16 protein-coding genes are annotated in these 18086 nt (G+C 48.8%); 6 read left to right on the forward strand and 10 right to left on the reverse strand.

The window, feature by feature from the left end; translation table 11 throughout:
* Positions 1 to 184: 184 nt before the first annotated feature.
* Together GKZ89_RS11625 and uvsE are read left to right on the forward strand one after the other, a co-directional pair.
* On the forward strand, positions 185 to 1375 hold the full coding sequence (locus tag GKZ89_RS11625; protein WP_155112581.1) for a phospholipase D-like domain-containing protein: 1191 nt from the start codon (positions 185 to 187) through the stop codon (positions 1373 to 1375).
* 19 nt (positions 1376 to 1394) lie between these two features.
* Positions 1395 to 2354 (forward strand): UV DNA damage repair endonuclease UvsE, encoded by a 960-nt coding sequence (gene uvsE / locus GKZ89_RS11630; RefSeq protein ID WP_155112582.1) that lies wholly within the window; start codon positions 1395 to 1397, stop codon positions 2352 to 2354.
* Positions 2355 to 2910: 556 nt separating this feature from the next.
* Here the strand turns inward: uvsE and argS are convergent.
* From argS to speE, 4 genes are all read right to left on the reverse strand, one after another.
* Positions 2911 to 4581 carry an arginine--tRNA ligase gene (gene argS, locus GKZ89_RS11635; protein ID WP_155112583.1) on the reverse strand — a complete coding sequence of 557 codons (1671 nt, stop codon included), beginning with the start codon at positions 4579 to 4581 and terminating at the stop codon, positions 2911 to 2913.
* Positions 4578 to 5006 carry a YwiB family protein gene (locus GKZ89_RS11640; protein ID WP_155112584.1) on the reverse strand — a complete coding sequence of 143 codons (429 nt, stop codon included), beginning with the start codon at positions 5004 to 5006 and terminating at the stop codon, positions 4578 to 4580. Before GKZ89_RS11640 ends, argS begins: the two co-directional genes overlap by 4 nt.
* Before the next feature lie 146 nt (positions 5007 to 5152).
* A complete protein-coding gene (speB, locus tag GKZ89_RS11645; protein ID WP_155112585.1) occupies positions 5153 to 6031 on the reverse strand; it encodes an agmatinase in 879 nt (292 codons plus the stop codon).
* Positions 6032 to 6088: 57 nt separating this feature from the next.
* On the reverse strand, positions 6089 to 6919 hold the full coding sequence (gene speE / locus GKZ89_RS11650; RefSeq protein WP_155112586.1) for a spermidine synthase: 831 nt from the start codon (positions 6917 to 6919) through the stop codon (positions 6089 to 6091).
* 195 nt (positions 6920 to 7114) lie between these two features.
* On the opposite strand from speE, the gene GKZ89_RS11655 reads away from it, so the two are divergent.
* Positions 7115 to 9181, forward strand: coding sequence for a transglycosylase domain-containing protein (locus tag GKZ89_RS11655; RefSeq protein WP_155112587.1), 2067 nt, complete (start codon positions 7115 to 7117; stop codon positions 9179 to 9181).
* A 30-nt stretch (positions 9182 to 9211) separates the two neighbouring features.
* Here GKZ89_RS11655 and GKZ89_RS11660 read toward each other — a convergent pair whose 3' ends face one another.
* A complete protein-coding gene (locus GKZ89_RS11660) occupies positions 9212 to 9721 on the reverse strand; it encodes a YwhD family protein (protein ID WP_155112588.1) in 510 nt (169 codons plus the stop codon).
* Positions 9722 to 9733: 12 nt separating this feature from the next.
* Complete coding sequence (locus tag GKZ89_RS11665; protein WP_155112600.1) at positions 9734 to 10426, reverse strand: site-2 protease family protein; 693 nt, start codon at positions 10424 to 10426, stop codon at positions 9734 to 9736.
* Positions 10427 to 10522: 96 nt separating this feature from the next.
* Here GKZ89_RS11665 and thmT point away from each other — a divergent pair, with 96 nt between their 5' ends.
* Together thmT and GKZ89_RS11675 are read left to right on the forward strand one after the other, a co-directional pair.
* Positions 10523 to 10708, forward strand: coding sequence for a 2-hydroxymuconate tautomerase (gene thmT, locus GKZ89_RS11670; RefSeq protein ID WP_155112589.1), 186 nt, complete (start codon positions 10523 to 10525; stop codon positions 10706 to 10708).
* 58 nt (positions 10709 to 10766) lie between these two features.
* Positions 10767 to 11528, forward strand: coding sequence for an arylamine N-acetyltransferase family protein (locus GKZ89_RS11675; RefSeq protein ID WP_155112590.1), 762 nt, complete (start codon positions 10767 to 10769; stop codon positions 11526 to 11528).
* 457 nt (positions 11529 to 11985) lie between these two features.
* On the opposite strand, the gene GKZ89_RS11680 is transcribed toward GKZ89_RS11675, so the two are convergent.
* The gene (locus GKZ89_RS11680) at positions 11986 to 12492 is read right to left on the reverse strand and encodes a YwgA family protein (protein WP_155112591.1); all 507 of its coding nucleotides are present in this window, start codon (positions 12490 to 12492) and stop codon (positions 11986 to 11988) included.
* 36 nt (positions 12493 to 12528) lie between these two features.
* On the reverse strand, positions 12529 to 13836 hold the full coding sequence (locus GKZ89_RS11685; protein ID WP_155112592.1) for an HD domain-containing protein: 1308 nt from the start codon (positions 13834 to 13836) through the stop codon (positions 12529 to 12531).
* Between the two features lie 399 nt (positions 13837 to 14235).
* Here GKZ89_RS11685 and GKZ89_RS11690 point away from each other — a divergent pair, with 399 nt between their 5' ends.
* On the forward strand, positions 14236 to 14985 hold the full coding sequence (locus GKZ89_RS11690) for an RsfA family transcriptional regulator (RefSeq protein ID WP_155112593.1): 750 nt from the start codon (positions 14236 to 14238) through the stop codon (positions 14983 to 14985).
* A 61-nt stretch (positions 14986 to 15046) separates the two neighbouring features.
* On the opposite strand, the gene lipL is transcribed toward GKZ89_RS11690, so the two are convergent.
* Together lipL and GKZ89_RS11700 are read right to left on the reverse strand one after the other, a co-directional pair.
* On the reverse strand, positions 15047 to 15889 hold the full coding sequence (gene lipL, locus GKZ89_RS11695) for an octanoyl-[GcvH]:protein N-octanoyltransferase (RefSeq protein WP_155112594.1): 843 nt from the start codon (positions 15887 to 15889) through the stop codon (positions 15047 to 15049).
* 190 nt (positions 15890 to 16079) lie between these two features.
* On the reverse strand, positions 16080 to 17774 hold the full coding sequence (locus GKZ89_RS11700) for a hypothetical protein (protein WP_155112595.1): 1695 nt from the start codon (positions 17772 to 17774) through the stop codon (positions 16080 to 16082).
* Positions 17775 to 18086: the final 312 nt, after the last annotated feature.

Consider the following 18086-nt stretch of genomic DNA (forward strand, 5'->3'; position numbering starts at 1 on the left):
GTCTCGATCATTTCTCATTCATCTCTTGAAAATTTTAAAACAAGCAAATTTTCAGAAATTATCCCTGACTTCATCATAAATATGAATGAGCATTCAGTCAATCCTTTTCCATTAAACTTTTCATAATTTTCCCTGCCTCGTTCCATGATAAGAGTACCTCAGTATGTGGAAAGAAGGTTTATGAATGGGCTTCTTTGTCGGAATCCTTCTCACCCTGCTCGTCATTGTCTGGCTGCGCCTCGATTTTACAGGAGGATTCAGCCGTCACATCCGGAAGGCCGGACTTCAGGCTTACCCAATCAGACAGGGCGGGGTGCAATTTTTTACAGAAGGGCAGAAATTTTATTTTCATTATTTTCAAAACATCAGGCAAGCAAAGTCCTCCATCTTTGCAAGCTTTTATATTATCAAAAACGATGAAGAAGTCAGCCGCGCTTTTTTAACCCTGCTCGGCGAAAAAGCAAAAGAAGGGGTTGCGGTTTATCTTCTGATGGATCGGCTCGGTTCGCTGAAAGCACCTGGAAAACTGCTGAAGGAAATCAGAGCCAACGGGGTAAAGACGGCGTATTCCCATACTCCAAGGCTGCCCTTCCTATTTTTTACCCTGCAGGCACGCAACCACCGGAAAATCACCGTAGTGGACGGGCAAACCGGCTATCTCGGCGGCTACAACATCGGCAAGGAATACATCGGAAAGAATCCGAAACTCGGAAAATGGCGCGACTACCATTTGTTTTTCACCGGAGGAGGAACAAGGGACCTCGCTGCCCAATTCAGACGCGACTGGAGAAATGCCGGGGGAGAGTTCATTCCAGAGGATAAACCGGCGGTCTCCTGCAGCGGCATTTCCCACCGCCTCGTTTCCACATACGGAAAGCTTGAAGATCAATATGTATCGATTATCAGACAGACACAGAAAGAACTTTATATTTGTTCCCCTTATTTCATACCGGGGACAAAATTGCAGACTGAATTGCTTGATGTGCTGGCAAGAGGGGTAAAGGTTACAATCGTCGTACCCATGAAATCCGACCATCCTTTCGTCAAAGAAGCGGCCTTCCTTTATTACGGCCCCCTTTTAAAAGCCGGAGCGGAAATCCACCGGTTTTATTCCGGCTTCTACCATGCAAAAATCGTTCTGTCAGATGACGGTTTCTGTGACATCGGAACTGCGAACTTCGACAAACGGAGCCTGTATTTAAATGATGAAATGAACGTGTATATTTTCGATGAAGACTTCACGTCCCGGGTAAAAGAAACCATCAAAAAAGACATCCGCAACGCTGAACAGCTTTTATACGATGATTACCTGAAACGTCCGCTTCGCCAAAAAGCCAAAGAACGCGCGGCGAACCTGCTTTCCTTATTTTTATAGCATCTGGAGGGAGAAGAGAATGAAAATCCGGTTCGGCTATGTAGCAAACGCCTTATCCTTATGGGACTGCTCACCGGCAAAAACAATCACCTATGCCCGCTATCAAAAAATGGATCCCGATGAACGGCGAGAAGCCCTTCTCCGCGTAACCGCCCAAAACCTGGAGCATACTCGGCGGATCATTCATTACAACATCGCCCATGAAATCCATCTGTACCGCTTCTCATCAAGTATCGTCCCGCTCGCCACCCATCCGGACGTGAGCTGGGATTTTGTCACACCCTTCAGGGATCAATTTCAGGAAATCGGAAGCCTCGTAAAGCAACACGGCATCCGGACAAGCTTCCACCCAAATCAATTCACCTTGTTCACGAGCGACCGACCTTTAATAACTGAGAACTCTGTGAAAGACATGGAATACCACTATGCGATGCTTGAAGCCATGGGACTTGAAAAAGAGGGCCTGATCAACCTTCACGTCGGCGGAGCCTACGGTGACAAAATCGCCTCCGCCGAACGCTTCTTTGACAATATACAGTCCCTATCCATGCCTATTTTTAAAAGAATGACCCTGGAAAATGACGACAAAACCTATACAACAGAGGAAACCCTGCAAATATGCGAAAAAGGCGGCACCCCGCTCATGTTTGACTACCATCACCACATGGCAAACAAAAACGAAGAAGACGGAGCACTCGCCGACTTGCTTCCGCGGTTTTTTCAGACATGGGAAGGCACCGGCCTCCCACCCAAAATCCATCTATCTTCACCCAAGTCCGAAAAAGAATACCGCAGCCACTCCGACTTCGTCGACCTCGAATATGCCATGCCGCTATTGAAAATGCTGAAAGACTATAACGTCGACGTGGATATGATGATCGAAGCGAAACAAAAGGATCTCGCCCTCTTTAAGCTGATTGACGAAGTCTCGAAAGTGCGCGGGGTGAAGCGGGTTGATGGGGGGAGTGTGGTTTGGTGAATTTTAGTACTTGGATTGGTGGGGCTGAACTCAGTTTGGCTGGTCTAAATTCAGTTTGGCGGGGCTGAACTCAGTTTGGCTGGTCTAAATTCAGTTTGGCGGGGACAGTCCCCCACTCTGCTAAAGCACTAAAGCTCTGGCACCGGCTCTCTGATCCCTTGCGGCTCTAGCGGCCGCGACTTTATGTCTCTGACCCCACTTGCGTTAAAGCATGTGGGGTCAGTGGCAGTGCCTGTCCCCTGTTCTGCTAAAGCACTAAAGCTCCGGCACCGGCTCTGCAAACCGTTGCAGCTCTAAGGACGAAAGCTTTCTGTCTCTGTCCCCTGATGCTTTAAAGGATGTGGGGACAGACCCCTTTTTTTGTTACTCCCCCTTACTTTGCTCACAACTGAGCAATCCCAACACCAATCCCAACACTAATCCCTACACTAATCCCTACACTAATCCCAACACTAATCCCAACACCAATCCCAACACTAATCCCAAAACTAACCCCAAAACTAACCCCACCCCAATACAAAAACCCCCCGCACATCCGTACAGGGGGTGTCTTTCCTTACATCTTCTTTGGAGCTGAAACTCCGATCAGAGTCAGGGCGTTTTTCAGTGTTTGCTGAGTGGCCTTCATTAAAGCTAGGCGGGCTTTTGATTTGGCTACGTTCTCCGGGTCGAGCACTTTTTCGGCGTTGTAGAAGCTGTGCAGGGTGGAGGCCAGGTCGAAAATGTAATTGGTGATGCGGTGCGGGATGCGCTTGTTGGCGGCATCTGCGATGGCTTCCGGGAATTCGCCGAGTTTTTTGAGCAGGTCGGTTTCTTTTTCGGACAGTCCGCCTGAAAGAACGTCATCCGCTCCGAACGTGAGGCCTTGTTCTTCGCCTTGGCGCAGCATGCTGCAGATGCGGGCATGGGCGTATTGTGCGTAGTAGACCGGGTTTTCGTTGGATTTGGACACGGCCAGGTCGAGGTCGAAGTCCATGTGGGTGTCGGCGCTTCTCATGGCGAAGAAGTAGCGGACGGCGTCGAGGCCGACCTCTTCTGTAAGCTCGCGCATCGTGACGGCTTTGCCGGTCCGTTTGCTCATTTTCATTTTTTCGCCGTCCTTGTACAGGTGGACGAGCTGGATGATTTCGACTTCGAGTGTATCTTTTCCGTAGCCGAGCGCCTCAATGGCTGCTTTCATCCGCGGGATGTAGCCGTGATGGTCTGCTCCCCAAATGTTGATGAGCTTCGTGAAGCCGCGGTCCAGTTTATCCTTATGGTACGCGATGTCCGGTGTCAGGTAGGTGTAGGATCCGTCTTTTTTGATCAGGACGCGGTCTTTGTCGTCGCCGAATTGAGTGGAGCGGAACCATGTTGCGCCGTCTTCTTCGAAAATGTGACCTTGTTCACGGAGGGTGGCAAGGGCACTGTCAATTTTCCCGTTTTCATACAGGGATGTTTCGGAGTACCATACATCGAATGGCACGCGGAATTCATCCAGGTCTTTTTTCAGTTTGTCCATTTCGAATTTAAGGCCGTATTCACGGAAAAAGCCAAGGCGCTCGTCCCCGGGTTGGGATTTAAAGCGTTCGCCGTATTCATCTGCGAGCTTTTGGCCGATTTCCTTAATATCCTGGCCGTGGTATCCATCCTCAGGCATCGGGAATTCTTCGCCGAGTGCCTGCATGTAGCGGGCTTCGATGGACAGGGCAAGGTTGTTGATCTGGTTGCCGGCGTCATTGATGTAGTATTCACGTGAAACATCGTATCCTGCTTTTGCGAGAATGCTGCAGAGCGCATCGCCTACTGCGGCGCCGCGGGCATGGCCGAGGTGGAGCGTTCCGGTCGGGTTGGCGGAGACGAACTCGACTTGCAGTTTTTCGCCGTTCCCTACATTCGTTTCTCCGTATGCTTCGCCTGCTTTCAGGATGGCAGGAACCAAATCAGCGAGGTAGGAATTGTCCATGTAAAAATTGATAAAGCCCGGTCCTGCGATTTCAATTTTTTCGATGGACGCTTTTTGCTTGTCAAAGCTGCTGACGATTTCTTCAGCAATCGCACGCGGTGCTTTTTTCGCTACTCTTGCCAGCTGCATCGCCATGTTGGTGGAAAAATCGCCGTTGACTTTGTCTTTCGGCACTTCAAGGATCGCATCCGGGATCTGGGATGCTTCCGCCAGTCCTGCTTTTTGGACAGATGCTTTGATTTCTTCTTTTAAAAGGTCTTTCATTTGTTCAGCGATGGTCATTTCACAGCCTCCTTAAAATCAATCATTAGTGAATGAAGATGGCTTTGCCCTTCTCCCATGTGCAGTTCGTATTCGATTTCGAGCTTGCCTTCAGCATATTCAGGGTGAACGATTTGCGTTATTCTGGATGTATAAGTTGACATTTGAAGGGTACCGAGCGGGGTCTTGTAATGTGTCAGCGTCTCAGTATCCTTCATAAACCGCTGTTTCATAGAGACGGCGCCGGATCTGAACACGATCGTTTCTTCCGGCTTCATTTTGACGATCGTCTGGATGGATCCGTATTCCTGTTCCTCTGTATACGAGAGGTAGGGGACGGAATCTTTTATGTAAAAACTGCCGCTTGAACGGAACTCAATTGTTTCTGTTTCGCCTTCATTTCTGATTTTCGAAAGAATGTAGAGGCTTACCGGTGTCTGCGTCATTCAGGACACTCCTTCCACTATAACTACAATAGTATAAAGATTCTTTACGCAAAGTTCAATAGGACGCGGAATTTGGAAATTGAAAAAACCGGATTGCCCGCCATACACCGCCTGATGGCGCTGTATGGGACTGTCCGGTTTATGGTTTATTTTTTCTGTACCCAGCCGAGAATCATTTCGCGGATCAGCTTGCTTGCTGTGTTGGCTGTCTGCTCGGATGGGTCATAAATCGGCGCGACCTCGACAAGGTCCGCCCCGACCACGTTTACTTCTGAACGGGCAATTTCGTGAATGGAAGCGAGAAGCTCTTTGGACGTGATTCCGCCGGCGTCCACGGTTCCTGTGCCCGGTGCATGGGCAGGGTCCAGCACATCGATATCGATTGTTACGTATACCGGACGGCCTGCGAGGGTCGGCAAAATCTGCTTCAGAGGCTCAAGCACTTCAAACTTTGAAATATGCATGCCGGATTCCTTCGCCCATTGGAATTCTTCTTTCATTCCGGAGCGGATGCCAAATGAATAAACATTTTCAGGTCCGATGTGCTCAGCAATTTTGCGGATCGGTGTAGAGTGGGAGAGCGGTTCGCCCTCGTATTCCTCACGCAAATCGGTATGAGCATCCATATGGATGATGGCAAGGTCCGGGTATTTTTTCGCGACTGCTTTCATGACCGGCCAGGAGACGAGGTGCTCTCCCCCCATGCCAAGCGGGAACTTGTCCGCTGCCATCAGGCCGTCGATGTATTCTTCAATCATCTCAATGCTGCGCTGCGGATTGCCGAATGGCAATGGAATGTCGCCTGCGTCAAAGTATTTTACCTCTTCCAGCTCACGGTCCAAATACGCGCTGTACTCCTCAAGACCGATTGAAACTTCGCGGATGCGGGACGGGCCGAATCTTGAGCCGGGACGGTAGCTTACCGTCCAGTCCATCGGCATGCCGTAAATGACGGCTTCACTCTCTTCATAGGACGGATGGCTTTTAATAAAAACATTTCCGGAATAAGCCTCATCAAATTTCATCGTTTTCCCTCCAATTCAGGAAAGGGCGTTTGATTAAACGCCCTTTCCCCTTTTTTCTTATTTCGTTAAGTCTTTTACAAACTTCGGAAGCACGAACGCTGCTTTATGAAGTTCTTTTGTATAGTATTTCGTGTCGATTTCGTGGAAACGCTCGTCTGCTGCCTGAAGCGGATCGTATTTTTTCGAACCGATTGTGAACGCCCACATGCCGCTCGGATAAGTTGGGATGTTGCAGATATACAAGTTCGTAATCGGGAAGATTTCCCGGACATCGCGCTGTACGTTTCGGATCAAATCCGGTGTAAACCATGGGTTGTCCGACTGTGCAACAAAGATTCCGTCTTCCTTCAATGCTTTGGAAATGCCGGCATAGAAGCCTTTTGTGAACAGATTAACAGCCGGTCCGACCGGCTCAGTGCTGTCTACTATGATTACGTCGTATTCATTTTCGCTTTCGGCGATGTGAAGGAATCCGTCGCCTACCTTCACTTCCACACGCGGATCTTCAAGCTTTCCGGCAATTTCAGGAAGGTATTTTTTTGAGTACTCGATTACTTTTCCGTCAATATCAACAAGTGTTGCTTTCTTAACGGACGGGTGTTTCAGCACTTCGCGGATAACGCCACCGTCACCTCCGCCAACTACAAGAATGTTCTCAGGATTTGGATGGGTGAAGAGCGGTACATGAGCTGCCATTTCATGGTAAACGAACTCGTCTTTTTCGGAAGTCATGACCATTCCATCAAGGAACAGCATGTTGCCGAATTCCTCTGTTTCCACCATTTCAAGGTGCTGGAACTCCGTTTGCTCTGTATGTAAGGTGCGCTTGATTTTCATTGTGATTCCAAAATTTTCTGTCTGTTTCTCTGTATACCAAAGTTCGGACATGTTTTTCATCCTTTCCGATTGTGATTTATTTTGTGACTCATTTTATCGTACCCTGACAGTTTTAAACAAAACCTCAAAGAAAGTATAGAGGAATCCTGCAAAAAATCAAGGAATATTTACAGGGCTCTCCGTTTAGAACAGCCGCTCTTTTTCCATAATGGTAAGAAAAGAACGTGACGAAACGGGGTGCAGAGAATGAACGTGATCCATCCTTCACGAATCCGCCAGACCGTCAAGCTGGTTCGCGCTTTGTTTTTCATCAGCTTGATTGCAATCATATTGATGTCAATCGCTGCCGGCTGCATTCTGCTTACTGCAAAATTACAGGGCCCGCCTTCTTTAAATGTTCCCCAGGCAACCATCCTATTTGCAAAGGATGAGTCCAAGCTCGGGGAAACGCATTACGGGGAAAAGCGGTATTGGACGAAGCTCCAGCATATATCACCGAATGCAGTGAAGGCTACACTGGCGATTGAAGACCGCCGCTACTATGAGCACCACGGTTTTGATTTTAAGAGGATTGCCGGTGCCGCTGTGGCTGACCTGAAAGCCATGGCCAAGGTGCAGGGAGCAAGTACGATCACCCAGCAATATGCGCGGAACCTGTATTTAAACCATGACAAAACGTGGTCCAGAAAACTGACCGAGGCCTTTTATACGGTACGCCTGGAAGTGAACTACAGCAAAGAGCAGATCCTGGAAGGCTATTTGAATACCATTTATTACGGACATGGAGCTTATGGGATTGAAGCAGCTTCGAGGATGTACTTTGGGAAAAAATCGAAGGATCTGACCATCGCTGAAGCAAGCCTTCTTGCCGGAATTCCGAAAGGTCCAAGTCTGTACTCCCCATTCCTGAATGAGGATAAAGCAAAAGAAAGACAGCGGCTGATTCTGAAGAGTCTCGTAAAAGCGGGAGATCTGACCGAAAAACAGGCAGCTGCTGCGGAACAGGAGCCGCTGAAATTCGCTTCGCAGAAGCCTGAGGAGCCAGCCGGAACCGAGGCGCCGTATTTTTATGATGAAGCATTAAAAGAAACCGCCCGCCTCCTGGGAACAGAGCCCGGAGCCCTGTCCACAAGAGGGCTGAAGATCCATACGACGCTCGATCCTGACATGCAGCGGAAGGCGGAGAAACAGGTAAAGGCGGGGATTGATCCTGATTCCGGGATTCAGGCCGGCATGATCGCGATGGACCCTGAAACGGGGGCTGTGCGCGCCCTTATCGGAGGACGCGATTACAGCAAAAGCCCCTTTAACCGTGCCACGCAGGCATTAAGGCAGCCCGGTTCGACCATCAAGCCGTTTCTGTACTATGCTGCCATTGAAAACGGCTATACCCCTTCGACCCAGATGGTGAGTGAGCCAACTGAATTTGAATACGATTCAGGAAAATCGGTCTACAAACCAAGCAACTACAATGATTACTATGCGAACGGTCCGATCACACTGGCTCAGGCCATCGCCTTATCCGATAACATCTATGCCGTTAAAACCCATCTGTTTATCGGCACGGAGAAACTGGCTGAGACTGCCCGGGCTGCCGGGATTACAAGCAAGCTGCCAAAGCTGCCCTCCCTCGCACTCGGAACGGCCCCTGCCAGGCTTGAAGAGCTGGTCAGCGCCTATGGGGTTCTCGCCAACGGCGGAAAACAAATCACTCCGGTCTATGTCACGAAAATCGAGGATTCAACCGGAAAGCTTCTATATGAATGGAACAAAGGACCCGGAAAACAAGTTCTCAGCGAACAATCTTCCTATATTACGACCCAGCTGATGACCGGAATGTTCGATAAAAAAATGGATGCCTATACAGCCGTTACCGGTGGAAAAATCGCGAAAAAGCTGACCCGTTCTTATGCCGGGAAATCCGGAACGACGAAAACAGACAGCTGGATGATCGGCTACAGCCCCGAGCTCGCAGCGGGCGTCTGGATCGGCTATGACCGGGACCTTGAGATGAATCAGGTGGCTGAGCGCTCCTATGCCAAAAACATCTGGGCTGATTTTATGGAGGATGCACTGAAGGGAAAATCCATGAAAGAGTTTAAGCCTCCGGAGGGTGTAACAGGAGTCTACATCAACCCTGAGAACGGCAAGCTTGCAGGCCCCGGCTGTCCGGTGAAGCGCTTCGTCTATTTCAAGATCGGAACCGAGCCGGCTGGACTTTGCACAGGCCCAGTCGAGGAAAAGAAACAGCCGCAGAATAAAACCATAAAAGAAAAAGAGAGCATATGGGATCGATTAAAATTCTGGAACTGAAAAAAACCCGGCGGTTTCAGCCGGGTCTTTTTATGCATTCAGATCGTTTTTCAGCTTCTCTTCTGCGCGCTCCCACATTCCTTCATCATGGGACCGGAGAAAGTTTGTAAGAATTGCTTTGGATTTTTCATCCATATGGTCCACCATAATCTGGCGTTTCATGGATTTATCCATTTTGTTCACATGCTCGGGAAGAGATTTATAGCCTCTTCTGATCTCCCGGTTAACCGTCATCTCACAGGCTGTGACCCCTGCATAATAAGGCCCCTCTTCCCTGCGGTCAATCGTTACCCAGACGAGCCAGTAAGGCTTCGCTTCAGGGACGTCTTCCTTATTTGGAAGAAACTTTATGCCTTTTTCGACTACACTGCGGGCGTGCATCGCCCCGATGTCTACGAACGCTTCCTCTTCCTGAATATCAACGAAGACCGGCGAAATGTTATCGAGACTGAGCGCTCCGACTCCAAAGCCTCCGTGGCCGTCCGTCGGGTCGTTTTTAATAATGTTAAATCCGATGCTTTTTTTCTTTTTCTCTTCCATCCATTAACCCTCCTAAAACAGCGGGATCAGGATCCCGTTAAAGATGCTGGTGATTATATAGGTGCCATTATCAAGAAACGGCCGGATTGTATACTGATCAAGCGGCGTGACAAACAGAACGATAAATACAATGATACCGTATGTTTCAAACTTCGCCATCTTCGGTCTAATCGTGCGCGGAACGAGGTCTTCAATGATCCGGTATCCGTCCAGCGGAGGGATCGGAAGCAGATTAAACAGAAATAAAATAACGTTCAGATTGTAGAAGATCCGGAAGAAATCCAGCAGCGCCTGCAAAAATCCAGATGGCATCGGGCCCGCCTGACTTTGCAGAATATAAAACATCGCGATCCCGATAAACGCCATCAGCAGGTTGCTCAACGGGCCGGCTACTGAAACGATGACCCCCGCAAGCCGCGGGTTCTTAAAATAAAAACGGTTCACTGGTACAGGCTTTGCCCAGCCGAAACCGGCAAGCAGAATCAGGATGGTGCCAAACGGATCCAGATGGGCAAGAGGAGACAGGGTCAGCCTGCCTTCATTTTTTGCAGTCGGATCTCCAAATTTGTATGCGGCATACGCATGGGCAAATTCATGCACCGTAAAAGCGACCAGCAAGGTAATAATGACATATGGCAGAACTTCTAAAGGAAAGGCCAAAAAACTGAATGCATCTTCCACGTACTCTTCTCCTTTAACACGCATAATCACTGCAACGATTTCCTGATTAAAGTATACTATATTTATGGCTGAATAGCAGTCTCACGAATTTTCCAACCCATAAAAAAAGGAGTGATTGACATGCCTTACATAACCGTCAAAATGCTGGAAGGCCGCACAGAAGACCAGAAGAAAGCCCTCGTTGAAAAGGTCACAGCTGCCGTTTCCGAAACAACCGGCGCGGCTGAAGACAAAATCGTTGTCTTTATTGAGGAAATGAGCAAAAACCATTACGGCGTAGCCGGAAAACGATTAAGCGATATGTAATGCATAAGCGGCTGGCCTGATCTTGCAGGCCGGCCGTTTTTTAAAAGGAGGAGTTCCCATGAATAAAGCCTTTCTTGAACGGATTGGATTACCGGAAACAGCCTCATTGGATCTGGGACAAATCCTGACCGCTTTCTACAGCACGATCCCATTCGAAAACCTCGGAATCATCCGCGGGGAAAGAACCGGGCTTGACGAAGCCTCTCTAACAGAAAAAATCGTGAACCAGCGCCGCGGCGGCGTCTGTTACGAATTAAATGCACTGCTGTATTATTTTCTGCTGGAAAACGGGCTGGATGTACGGCTGATCCAGGGAACCGTATACAACCATGCCAAAGGAAGCTGGAGCCTGAGCGGAACCCACGCTGCTCTTTTAATGACTAATGAGAAGGGCGTGTTCTTAGTGGATGCCGGCTTCGGCACCAATGTAGCAGGTGTGCCGATCCCGATGAATGGAGAGGCAGTCCAAACCGCTTCCGGCCAATTCCGGGTCCTCCGGCAGGAGACAGAGGAAGGCACCCATCTCCTTCAAATGAAGCTCGCTTACGAAGAAGCAGGAGAATGGAAAACAGGGTATGCGTTCTGCGCGGATCAGCCCATCTACACAGAAGAGCTGACAGCTATGCAGCACAAAATCCACACACATCCGGACTCTCCATTCAACAAAGCTCCGCTCGCTGCGATGAGGACGGCAGACGGCGGCTATAAATCCTTATCCCCACAATCCTTTACAGTGACGAACTCGGAAGGGAAAGTGAAGCAGGAAATTGGAGAAAAAGAGTTTGCGGAGGTGGCAGAGAGGGAGTTTGGGCTTATTTGACAGGCCGTTGAGATGGAGAGATGCGCAGATCGGCAGAAGCGGGGTCTGTCCCTCACTCTGCTAAAGCACTAAAGCTCTGGCACCTACTCTGTAATCCCTTGCTATGCAAGGGTTGAGACGGATGAGTCTCTGTCCCCCGTTGCTTTAAAGGATGTGGGGACAGGCACCGTGCCTGTCCCCACTTTCGCTAAAGCACTAAAGCTCCGGCACCGGCTCCGCAATCCCTTGCTGCACAAGGGATGCAGCCCATCGGTCTCTGTCCCCCGATACGGTGAAGCAGCAGGGGACTGTCCCCGCCTCCCATTCAATCTAAGAGACTGTCCCCACTCCCGCTCAATCTAAGAGACAGCCCCCGGCTGCCACTCGATCCAGGAGCCTGTCCCCGTAAACTGCTGCAAACCACTCACTTTAAGCCCAATACACAAAAAGCCGGCCCATGGCCGGCTCTCCTTTTCTATCAATGCTTCGTTTTGTCTCTCAATGCTTCTACATACGCGTACGCTTCTGCAATTTCTTCTTCGGTGTATTTCTGTTTGCTTTTTAGGGTGAACACCTTTTCTTTTACTTCTTCCCGCTCCAGGCTGTCAAAGTACAGGATGGTGGAGACGAGTTCGAGGAAGCGGGCGGATTGGGTGTTGAGGTCGGTCATGCATGGATCGAGCGGCGGAAGCTCGAGGTCATGGTTGGCCAGGAATTCTTCGCCGGATTCAGTCAGATTGTAACGGTATTGATAGTAGCCGCCTTTTTTTTCGCGGACTTCGTCCAGGAAGCCGAGGTTGCAAAGTTCTTCCACCCTCAGTGTGAGTTCCTCTGAGTAGGGTCCGTAAAAGTGAAAGTCGTATTTTTCGTAAAATGGGAAATCAATCTTTTTGGCGATGTAGATCATTTTTTGAAGCTTTTTCCGTCCGATGACTTCTCCGGCCGACGAAAATACCTTCAGGACTTTGGCATGTTCTGTAAGCAAATCCCCTTCAACTCCTTACTTCCGGTTATTCTCTCTCTATTTATGTAGATTGAGCAGTTCGATAATTTTTTTCTTGGCCGTCCGCTTGACGGACAGGTCCTCGATCAGATCAAGCGGGAAGTACAGTTTATGGTCTGTTCTTCGTTTACCGGAAATCGCGTCAACAATTTCTGATTGCCTTGATAATTCTCTGATCTCTCCATTGGGCATAAGCAGATGGATCGGAAGACGTTCTTCTTCCTCTCCGGGACGGTAAAAATCATAAGGCAGATCGGACGAGGAGTCTAATACCAGATAGTATTCAGGGTCGATTCCCGCTTTTTTAAACAAAGCTTTCAGCTCCAGAAGCTTCATCATCTGTTCGTTGGACGGGTTGAATTCTACGTATTTGAACAGGTTACGGTGGAGGAACCGGCTGCACAGGTCGGAAAGAATCGGATCTTCTTCTTCCTCCCATGCCTGAAAATAAAAGAGAATGACAGATTCATCCATCTTGAGATAATCCTTTAAAATGACTTCTCCATTAAAAAGGGAGTAAAAGTGAACCGGTTCCTGTTTGAACGTGTAGTTCTCTTCGTGAAGCTGCTTGGCTCTGTGGAGGATTTTAGTCAGGATTACTTCGGCGCTGCGTGTCACCGGGTGGAAATAAACCTGCCAATACATTTGATATCGGCTCATGATGTAATCTTCTACAGCATGCATTCCACTGTACTTGATGACCACCTGATCTTCTCTCGGCCTCATGACGCGCAGGATCCGCTCCATATCAAAATGGCCGTAGCTGACACCTGTATAATAGGCATCCCGCTGCAGGTAGTCCATCCGGTCCGCATCGATCTGGCTTGAGATCAGGGAGACGACTTGTTTGTTCGAGTAGGTTTTGGCGATGACTTCCGCGACTTTTTTCGGAAAGTCCTTTCCTTCTGTTTTCAGGACACGGTTCACTTCTGTATCCTCGAGGATGATTCTCCGGGTGAAATCTTCATGATCCATATGAAAAACCTTTTCAAATGAATGCGAAAACGGGCCATGACCCAAATCGTGAAGCAGAGCTGCACACAGGCTGACAAGGCGTTCTTCTTCATTCCATTCCGGCCGGCCTTTAAACACGTCATCTACCATTCTTCTGACAATTTCATATACTCCGAGTGAATGATTCAGGCGGCTGTGTTCGGCTCCGTGAAACGTGAGATAGGTGGTTCCGAGCTGGCGGACTCTGCGCAGACGCTGAAATTCAGGCGTTCCGATCAGATCCCAGATCAGCTTGTCCCTCACATGGATATAACGGTGGACAGGATCTTTAAATACCTTTTCTTCCGAAAGTTTCCCGTTGCGATTTGCCATTCTTTTCCCTCTTCCGTTTTACTTGTATCCATTATAGCTTTTTTCTGCATGCTATGAATGTGTAAATTCCTGATATTTGAAAAAATGCAGCGGTTCAAAGAGGGCTATTCATGTAATGCCCTATTTTCAGGCTGTGTAATCGGAAAACCGGCAAGAAAAAAAATCCCCTGTGCATAGAATGCATGGCGATTTTTTTAACGGGTCCGGACAACTTTGTGCGTTAGACTTTTTTCATTCTACCTCGATTTTTTCTCCTGTGCAAGCTCGTCCGTTAACTCAATCAGCTTCCGAAACTTTTAAAAAATTTCTATTATCCTTTTAGAAAAAAAGGTATAAAAGGAAGCTAATCCGTCCATTCTGTTAGCAGGAATACATTATTTACTATCGGGAGTTGAGACAATGAAACAGAGACAAGATGCCTGGTCTGAGGAAAATGACCTTTTGCTTGCAGAAACGGTTCTGCGCCATGTCCGTGAGGGAAGCACGCAGCTGAATGCATTTGAAGAAGTGGGAGATAAACTGAACCGGACATCTGCAGCCTGCGGATTCCGCTGGAATGCAGTTGTGCGCCATCAATATGAAAAAGCGCTTCAGCTGGCAAAAAAACAGCGGAAACAAAAGATGCGGGCTACGGGCAAAGGTCAGCCTGCCAAAAAGAAATTGCTGTACGCTCCGCCTGAAACAGCCGCTCCGCAGCAGATCAAGGAAGAAGAGCCTGTGGATGTGCAAACCTATGAACCTGCCATCATGGTCTACAGCGCACCTGAGGAGCAGCCGGAATTCGATGATCTGGAAGGCGTTTCCTATTCATCCCTTAAGCAGCCGGCCGCACCGGCACCTGAGCTGACAATGGACCAAATTATCGCTTTCCTTGAAACCTATGAGAGCAGGGCCACTCATTCTACAGCGCTGAAACAGGAAAATATCCGCCTGAAACGCGAGCTGGATGATCTGGCTAGACGGAACGAGGATCTGGAATTGAAAATCGCTAAAATGGAAGAGGATTCTGATACCATTCAGGAAGACTATGAAACACTGATGAAGATTATGAACCGAGCCAGAAAGCTGACACTGTTTGATGAAGAGGACCGGACCTCCCCGAAATTTAAAATGGACCGGAACGGAAACCTTGAAAAAGTAGCGGAATAGCCTTTTTGCCCCCTCCCCCTATATATATAGAAGACGCCCCGGATAACGGAGCGTCTTTTTTTTATAAAATACCGATTTTCCGGTTCCGCTCAACCATTCTCGTCAGGTTTTTTTCAAAGATCAGCTGCTCTTCCATAGACAGAGAGGAAGAGAAAATCCTGCCGCTCAAATCCTTCAGGACCGTCAGCAGCTTCAGCATCATCTCCTGGATGGAAACCTCCCTGCCCAGAAGCTCGCTCAGTGAGGCCATGACTGAAGGAGTGATTTTAGGATACTCAAACTTTGTTTCCGCTCCCTGCAGGCTCTTTTCATAAAATTGACGGATGACTTCAGCGCGTGCCGAACCGCTTCCGGACACACACAGGTAAATCTGGACAGCAACCCCGTTCCGGAGGCGGCGCTGTGAAATGCCGGCGAACTTTTTACCGCCAATGCTGAGATCATAGCTGCCCGGGCAGTAAGATCCTTCAATTTCCCTGGCTTCGATAAGACCCGACTGCTCAGGCAGGAGCGTTTTAACGAGCTCCCACATCGCATCATACCCCCGGTTGATCTCGATGCTTTTGTTCGTCTCTGGAAAAATCAATGAAAGGTTGAGAACTCCTTCATCAAGGACAACAGCCAGACCTCCCGAATTCCGGACAACGGTCCGGTACCCGAGGGAATGAAGAAACGCAATTCCTTCATCTATATAAGGCAGCCGTGTATCCTGGATGCCAAGCACAATCGTATCATGATGCACCCATGACCGGGCTGTTGCAGGGGACTGCAGGCTTCCCGCTGAAGTGCAGAGCGTATCATCATAGGCAAATGACTGTTTCGCATCAAACTGCTGTCCAAGGCCCGACTGATCGAGAATTCTCCACTCAGGCTGCTTCAAAAGACTCAAAGACTTCTCTGACATAACTGTTTCCCTTTCTTTCCGTACAATATAAGGCATTCATTATACCATAGAACGAGACCGAATTCTGAGCGCCAGACCGATCATTTTTCCCAGGGCATCCGAGAAAACCCTAATACCGGCACAGCAAAACCGCCGCCTCTCATTGATGAAAGGCAATAAAGAAACGAAAAGGACCCAAACGGTCCTTTTCTCATTCAGGCATTTCTATTTTAGGCTGTTCCTCCAGGTGCTCTGTGGCTGTCTCTGCCACAAATACGAAGTCCTCATAGTTTACCGCATTCAGCGGGAATTTCATCACTGCCGTTCCTTTTTTATCATAAACGGCTACTTTTTTGGAAAAAGCATCGAAAAGCCTGGATCCGATGCCTGCTCTTTCGATGGTGATCTCCCCTATTTCATTCAGCTTCACCGCATAATGCCTGCCCCTCTCCGTATAGCGGAGTTCTGTTCCAGTCAGCTCTACCTTTTGCCGCCTGAATTTCCACTGATACAGATGGGTGCCTGTCACGAGGATGAACAGGAGGGACGTGAGCCCGATATAAACTGGATCCTGTGAAGAAGCCGCCTGGAAAATGCGGTAAGCAAGAACCGGATACAAGATATAATACCAGCGGCTCACCCGGGGCTTGCTGACATAATGGACTTTATTCGCCTCATACTCCAGCATCTTCCTCGTGCCATCCAAAAATTCCTTCACATGTTTTTCTGCTGAACGATAGTCTTCCTCCAGGATGTGCGTCTCCTCCCGGCAAAACGGGAGGTCATCCCCCTCGTGAAGCGGATAGCCCCCAATCCAGGCCGGACGCAGGCTGCCCTCTTCCTTAACGGCGGCTAGGTAATAGCGGAAGGTGATCTCCTCTTCCTGGATTTCCACCTTCTCCTGAATAGACAGCTCTTCCGGAACAAACCCATGAAGATGAACGGCATGCCGGAACAAATGGCTCCGCGCGAAGGCCTCCTGTCTGTTTTCTTTAATAGGAAACCAGTCTTCCTTCTTGATGCGGATCAATTCTAAATAAAACGGCTCACAAGTTTCAGGATTCTCTGCACATTCCTGCAAAACTGCCTGATCTGCAGGAAAACCTTTTTTCAGTAACGCAATGACAGCGCTCATTCTAATCAAGCGATCTTTGAACTGCAAAGCTTCTTCTGCAAACGCCTTCATTTGTTCGTCAAAATAGTATTCCATGAGCGAAAGAAGAATGCACATATCGCCCCGGATGGAAAGGTACGTATCCTTCCAGCTTCCGTAAACATACGCGAGAGCGTAGTCCTTTTCATAGCCTTTATACAGTGCTCTCTTTTTCTCATAATCTCCAGCAAGCAGCGGTGTCACAAACTCCGGCCGGTACACCTCCATCAAGCCCCGGTCAAGGCTCAAAGAAAGCAGCTCATACAGCGTCTCTTTTTGCGCATCGTTATCCAGAAGATGAAGGCTGTTTTCCACCAGTCTTCTTGCCAGATGCGGCTGATCCAGCAGGGCGAGCATCGGGAATTCCCTTCCCTCTGTCAAATCCTGTTCAATTAGCCGGTATATTCTTTCTTCAAGCCCTTTAAACGTGCTGATATACGTAATGACTGCTTCCCTGGCAGACAAACTGTAACCCGCATACTGTTCAGCAAGCTTTTCCGCCAGCTCAGCAAAACGGAAATTCGTCACAAAATCAACTAAATGAAAACTTGGATCATCCCATTCATAGCCAGTCTTAGGAAAAGCAGAAGCCGCTTCCTCTGCAAGCCATTCCAGCGAAAGAAGATTCATCTCAAGGTCCTCTTCCTCCCCCAGCTCAACAATCTCCATAACAGCTGAATACCGAATATCTTTATCTGGATCCTTCAGCTCTTCGACAAGTTCCTTCAAGTAATTTTTAGCAGGTGCTGCCATCTGTTTGTTTCCCCCATAAGATCCGATGAAATTGCCGCGATCTCTACATCCCGACACATTATTTTAGCACAGAATGACAGACTTTTTTCCAACTTTTAGTTTATTAATCCAAGGCTTAAACCGCGGAGCAGTACCAACACCTCCGGAATTCAGCACGATCATTACAGGCATGGATTGGGTGTGCGATTTAAAAAAATAGCTCTGTTAAACTTGGTTGTTGATTGCAGCTAGCAGGCGTTCGCTCATCCAGGGGCGGGCGGTGAGCCTCCTCGCCGCTGCGCGACTGCGGGGTCTCACCTGTCCCGCTGCTCT

The sequence above is a fragment of the Metabacillus mangrovi genome, assembly GCF_009711125.1.
Classification (GTDB): Bacteria; Bacillota; Bacilli; order Bacillales; family Bacillaceae; genus Metabacillus_B; species Metabacillus_B mangrovi.

Excerpts from the sequence above, each read along its gene's own strand:
- GKZ89_RS11625 (WP_155112581.1), top strand. The coding sequence starts at position 185 with ATGGGCTTCTTTGTCGGAATCCTTCTCACCCTGCTCGTCATTGTCTGG.
- uvsE (WP_155112582.1), top strand. The coding sequence starts at position 1,395 with ATGAAAATCCGGTTCGGCTATGTAGCAAACGCCTTATCCTTATGGGAC.
- argS (WP_155112583.1), bottom strand. The coding sequence starts at position 4,581 with ATGACCATCGCTGAACAAATGAAAGACCTTTTAAAAGAAGAAATCAAA.
- GKZ89_RS11640 (WP_155112584.1), bottom strand. The coding sequence starts at position 5,006 with ATGACGCAGACACCGGTAAGCCTCTACATTCTTTCGAAAATCAGAAAT.
- speB (WP_155112585.1), bottom strand. The coding sequence starts at position 6,031 with ATGAAATTTGATGAGGCTTATTCCGGAAATGTTTTTATTAAAAGCCAT.
- speE (WP_155112586.1), bottom strand. The coding sequence starts at position 6,919 with ATGTCCGAACTTTGGTATACAGAGAAACAGACAGAAAATTTTGGAATC.
- GKZ89_RS11655 (WP_155112587.1), top strand. The coding sequence starts at position 7,115 with ATGAACGTGATCCATCCTTCACGAATCCGCCAGACCGTCAAGCTGGTT.
- GKZ89_RS11660 (WP_155112588.1), bottom strand. The coding sequence starts at position 9,721 with ATGGAAGAGAAAAAGAAAAAAAGCATCGGATTTAACATTATTAAAAAC.
- GKZ89_RS11665 (WP_155112600.1), bottom strand. The coding sequence starts at position 10,426 with ATGCGTGTTAAAGGAGAAGAGTACGTGGAAGATGCATTCAGTTTTTTG.
- thmT (WP_155112589.1), top strand. The coding sequence starts at position 10,523 with ATGCCTTACATAACCGTCAAAATGCTGGAAGGCCGCACAGAAGACCAG.
- GKZ89_RS11675 (WP_155112590.1), top strand. The coding sequence starts at position 10,767 with ATGAATAAAGCCTTTCTTGAACGGATTGGATTACCGGAAACAGCCTCA.
- GKZ89_RS11685 (WP_155112592.1), bottom strand. The coding sequence starts at position 13,836 with ATGGCAAATCGCAACGGGAAACTTTCGGAAGAAAAGGTATTTAAAGAT.
- GKZ89_RS11690 (WP_155112593.1), top strand. The coding sequence starts at position 14,236 with ATGAAACAGAGACAAGATGCCTGGTCTGAGGAAAATGACCTTTTGCTT.
- lipL (WP_155112594.1), bottom strand. The coding sequence starts at position 15,889 with ATGTCAGAGAAGTCTTTGAGTCTTTTGAAGCAGCCTGAGTGGAGAATT.
- GKZ89_RS11700 (WP_155112595.1), bottom strand. The coding sequence starts at position 17,774 with ATGGCAGCACCTGCTAAAAATTACTTGAAGGAACTTGTCGAAGAGCTG.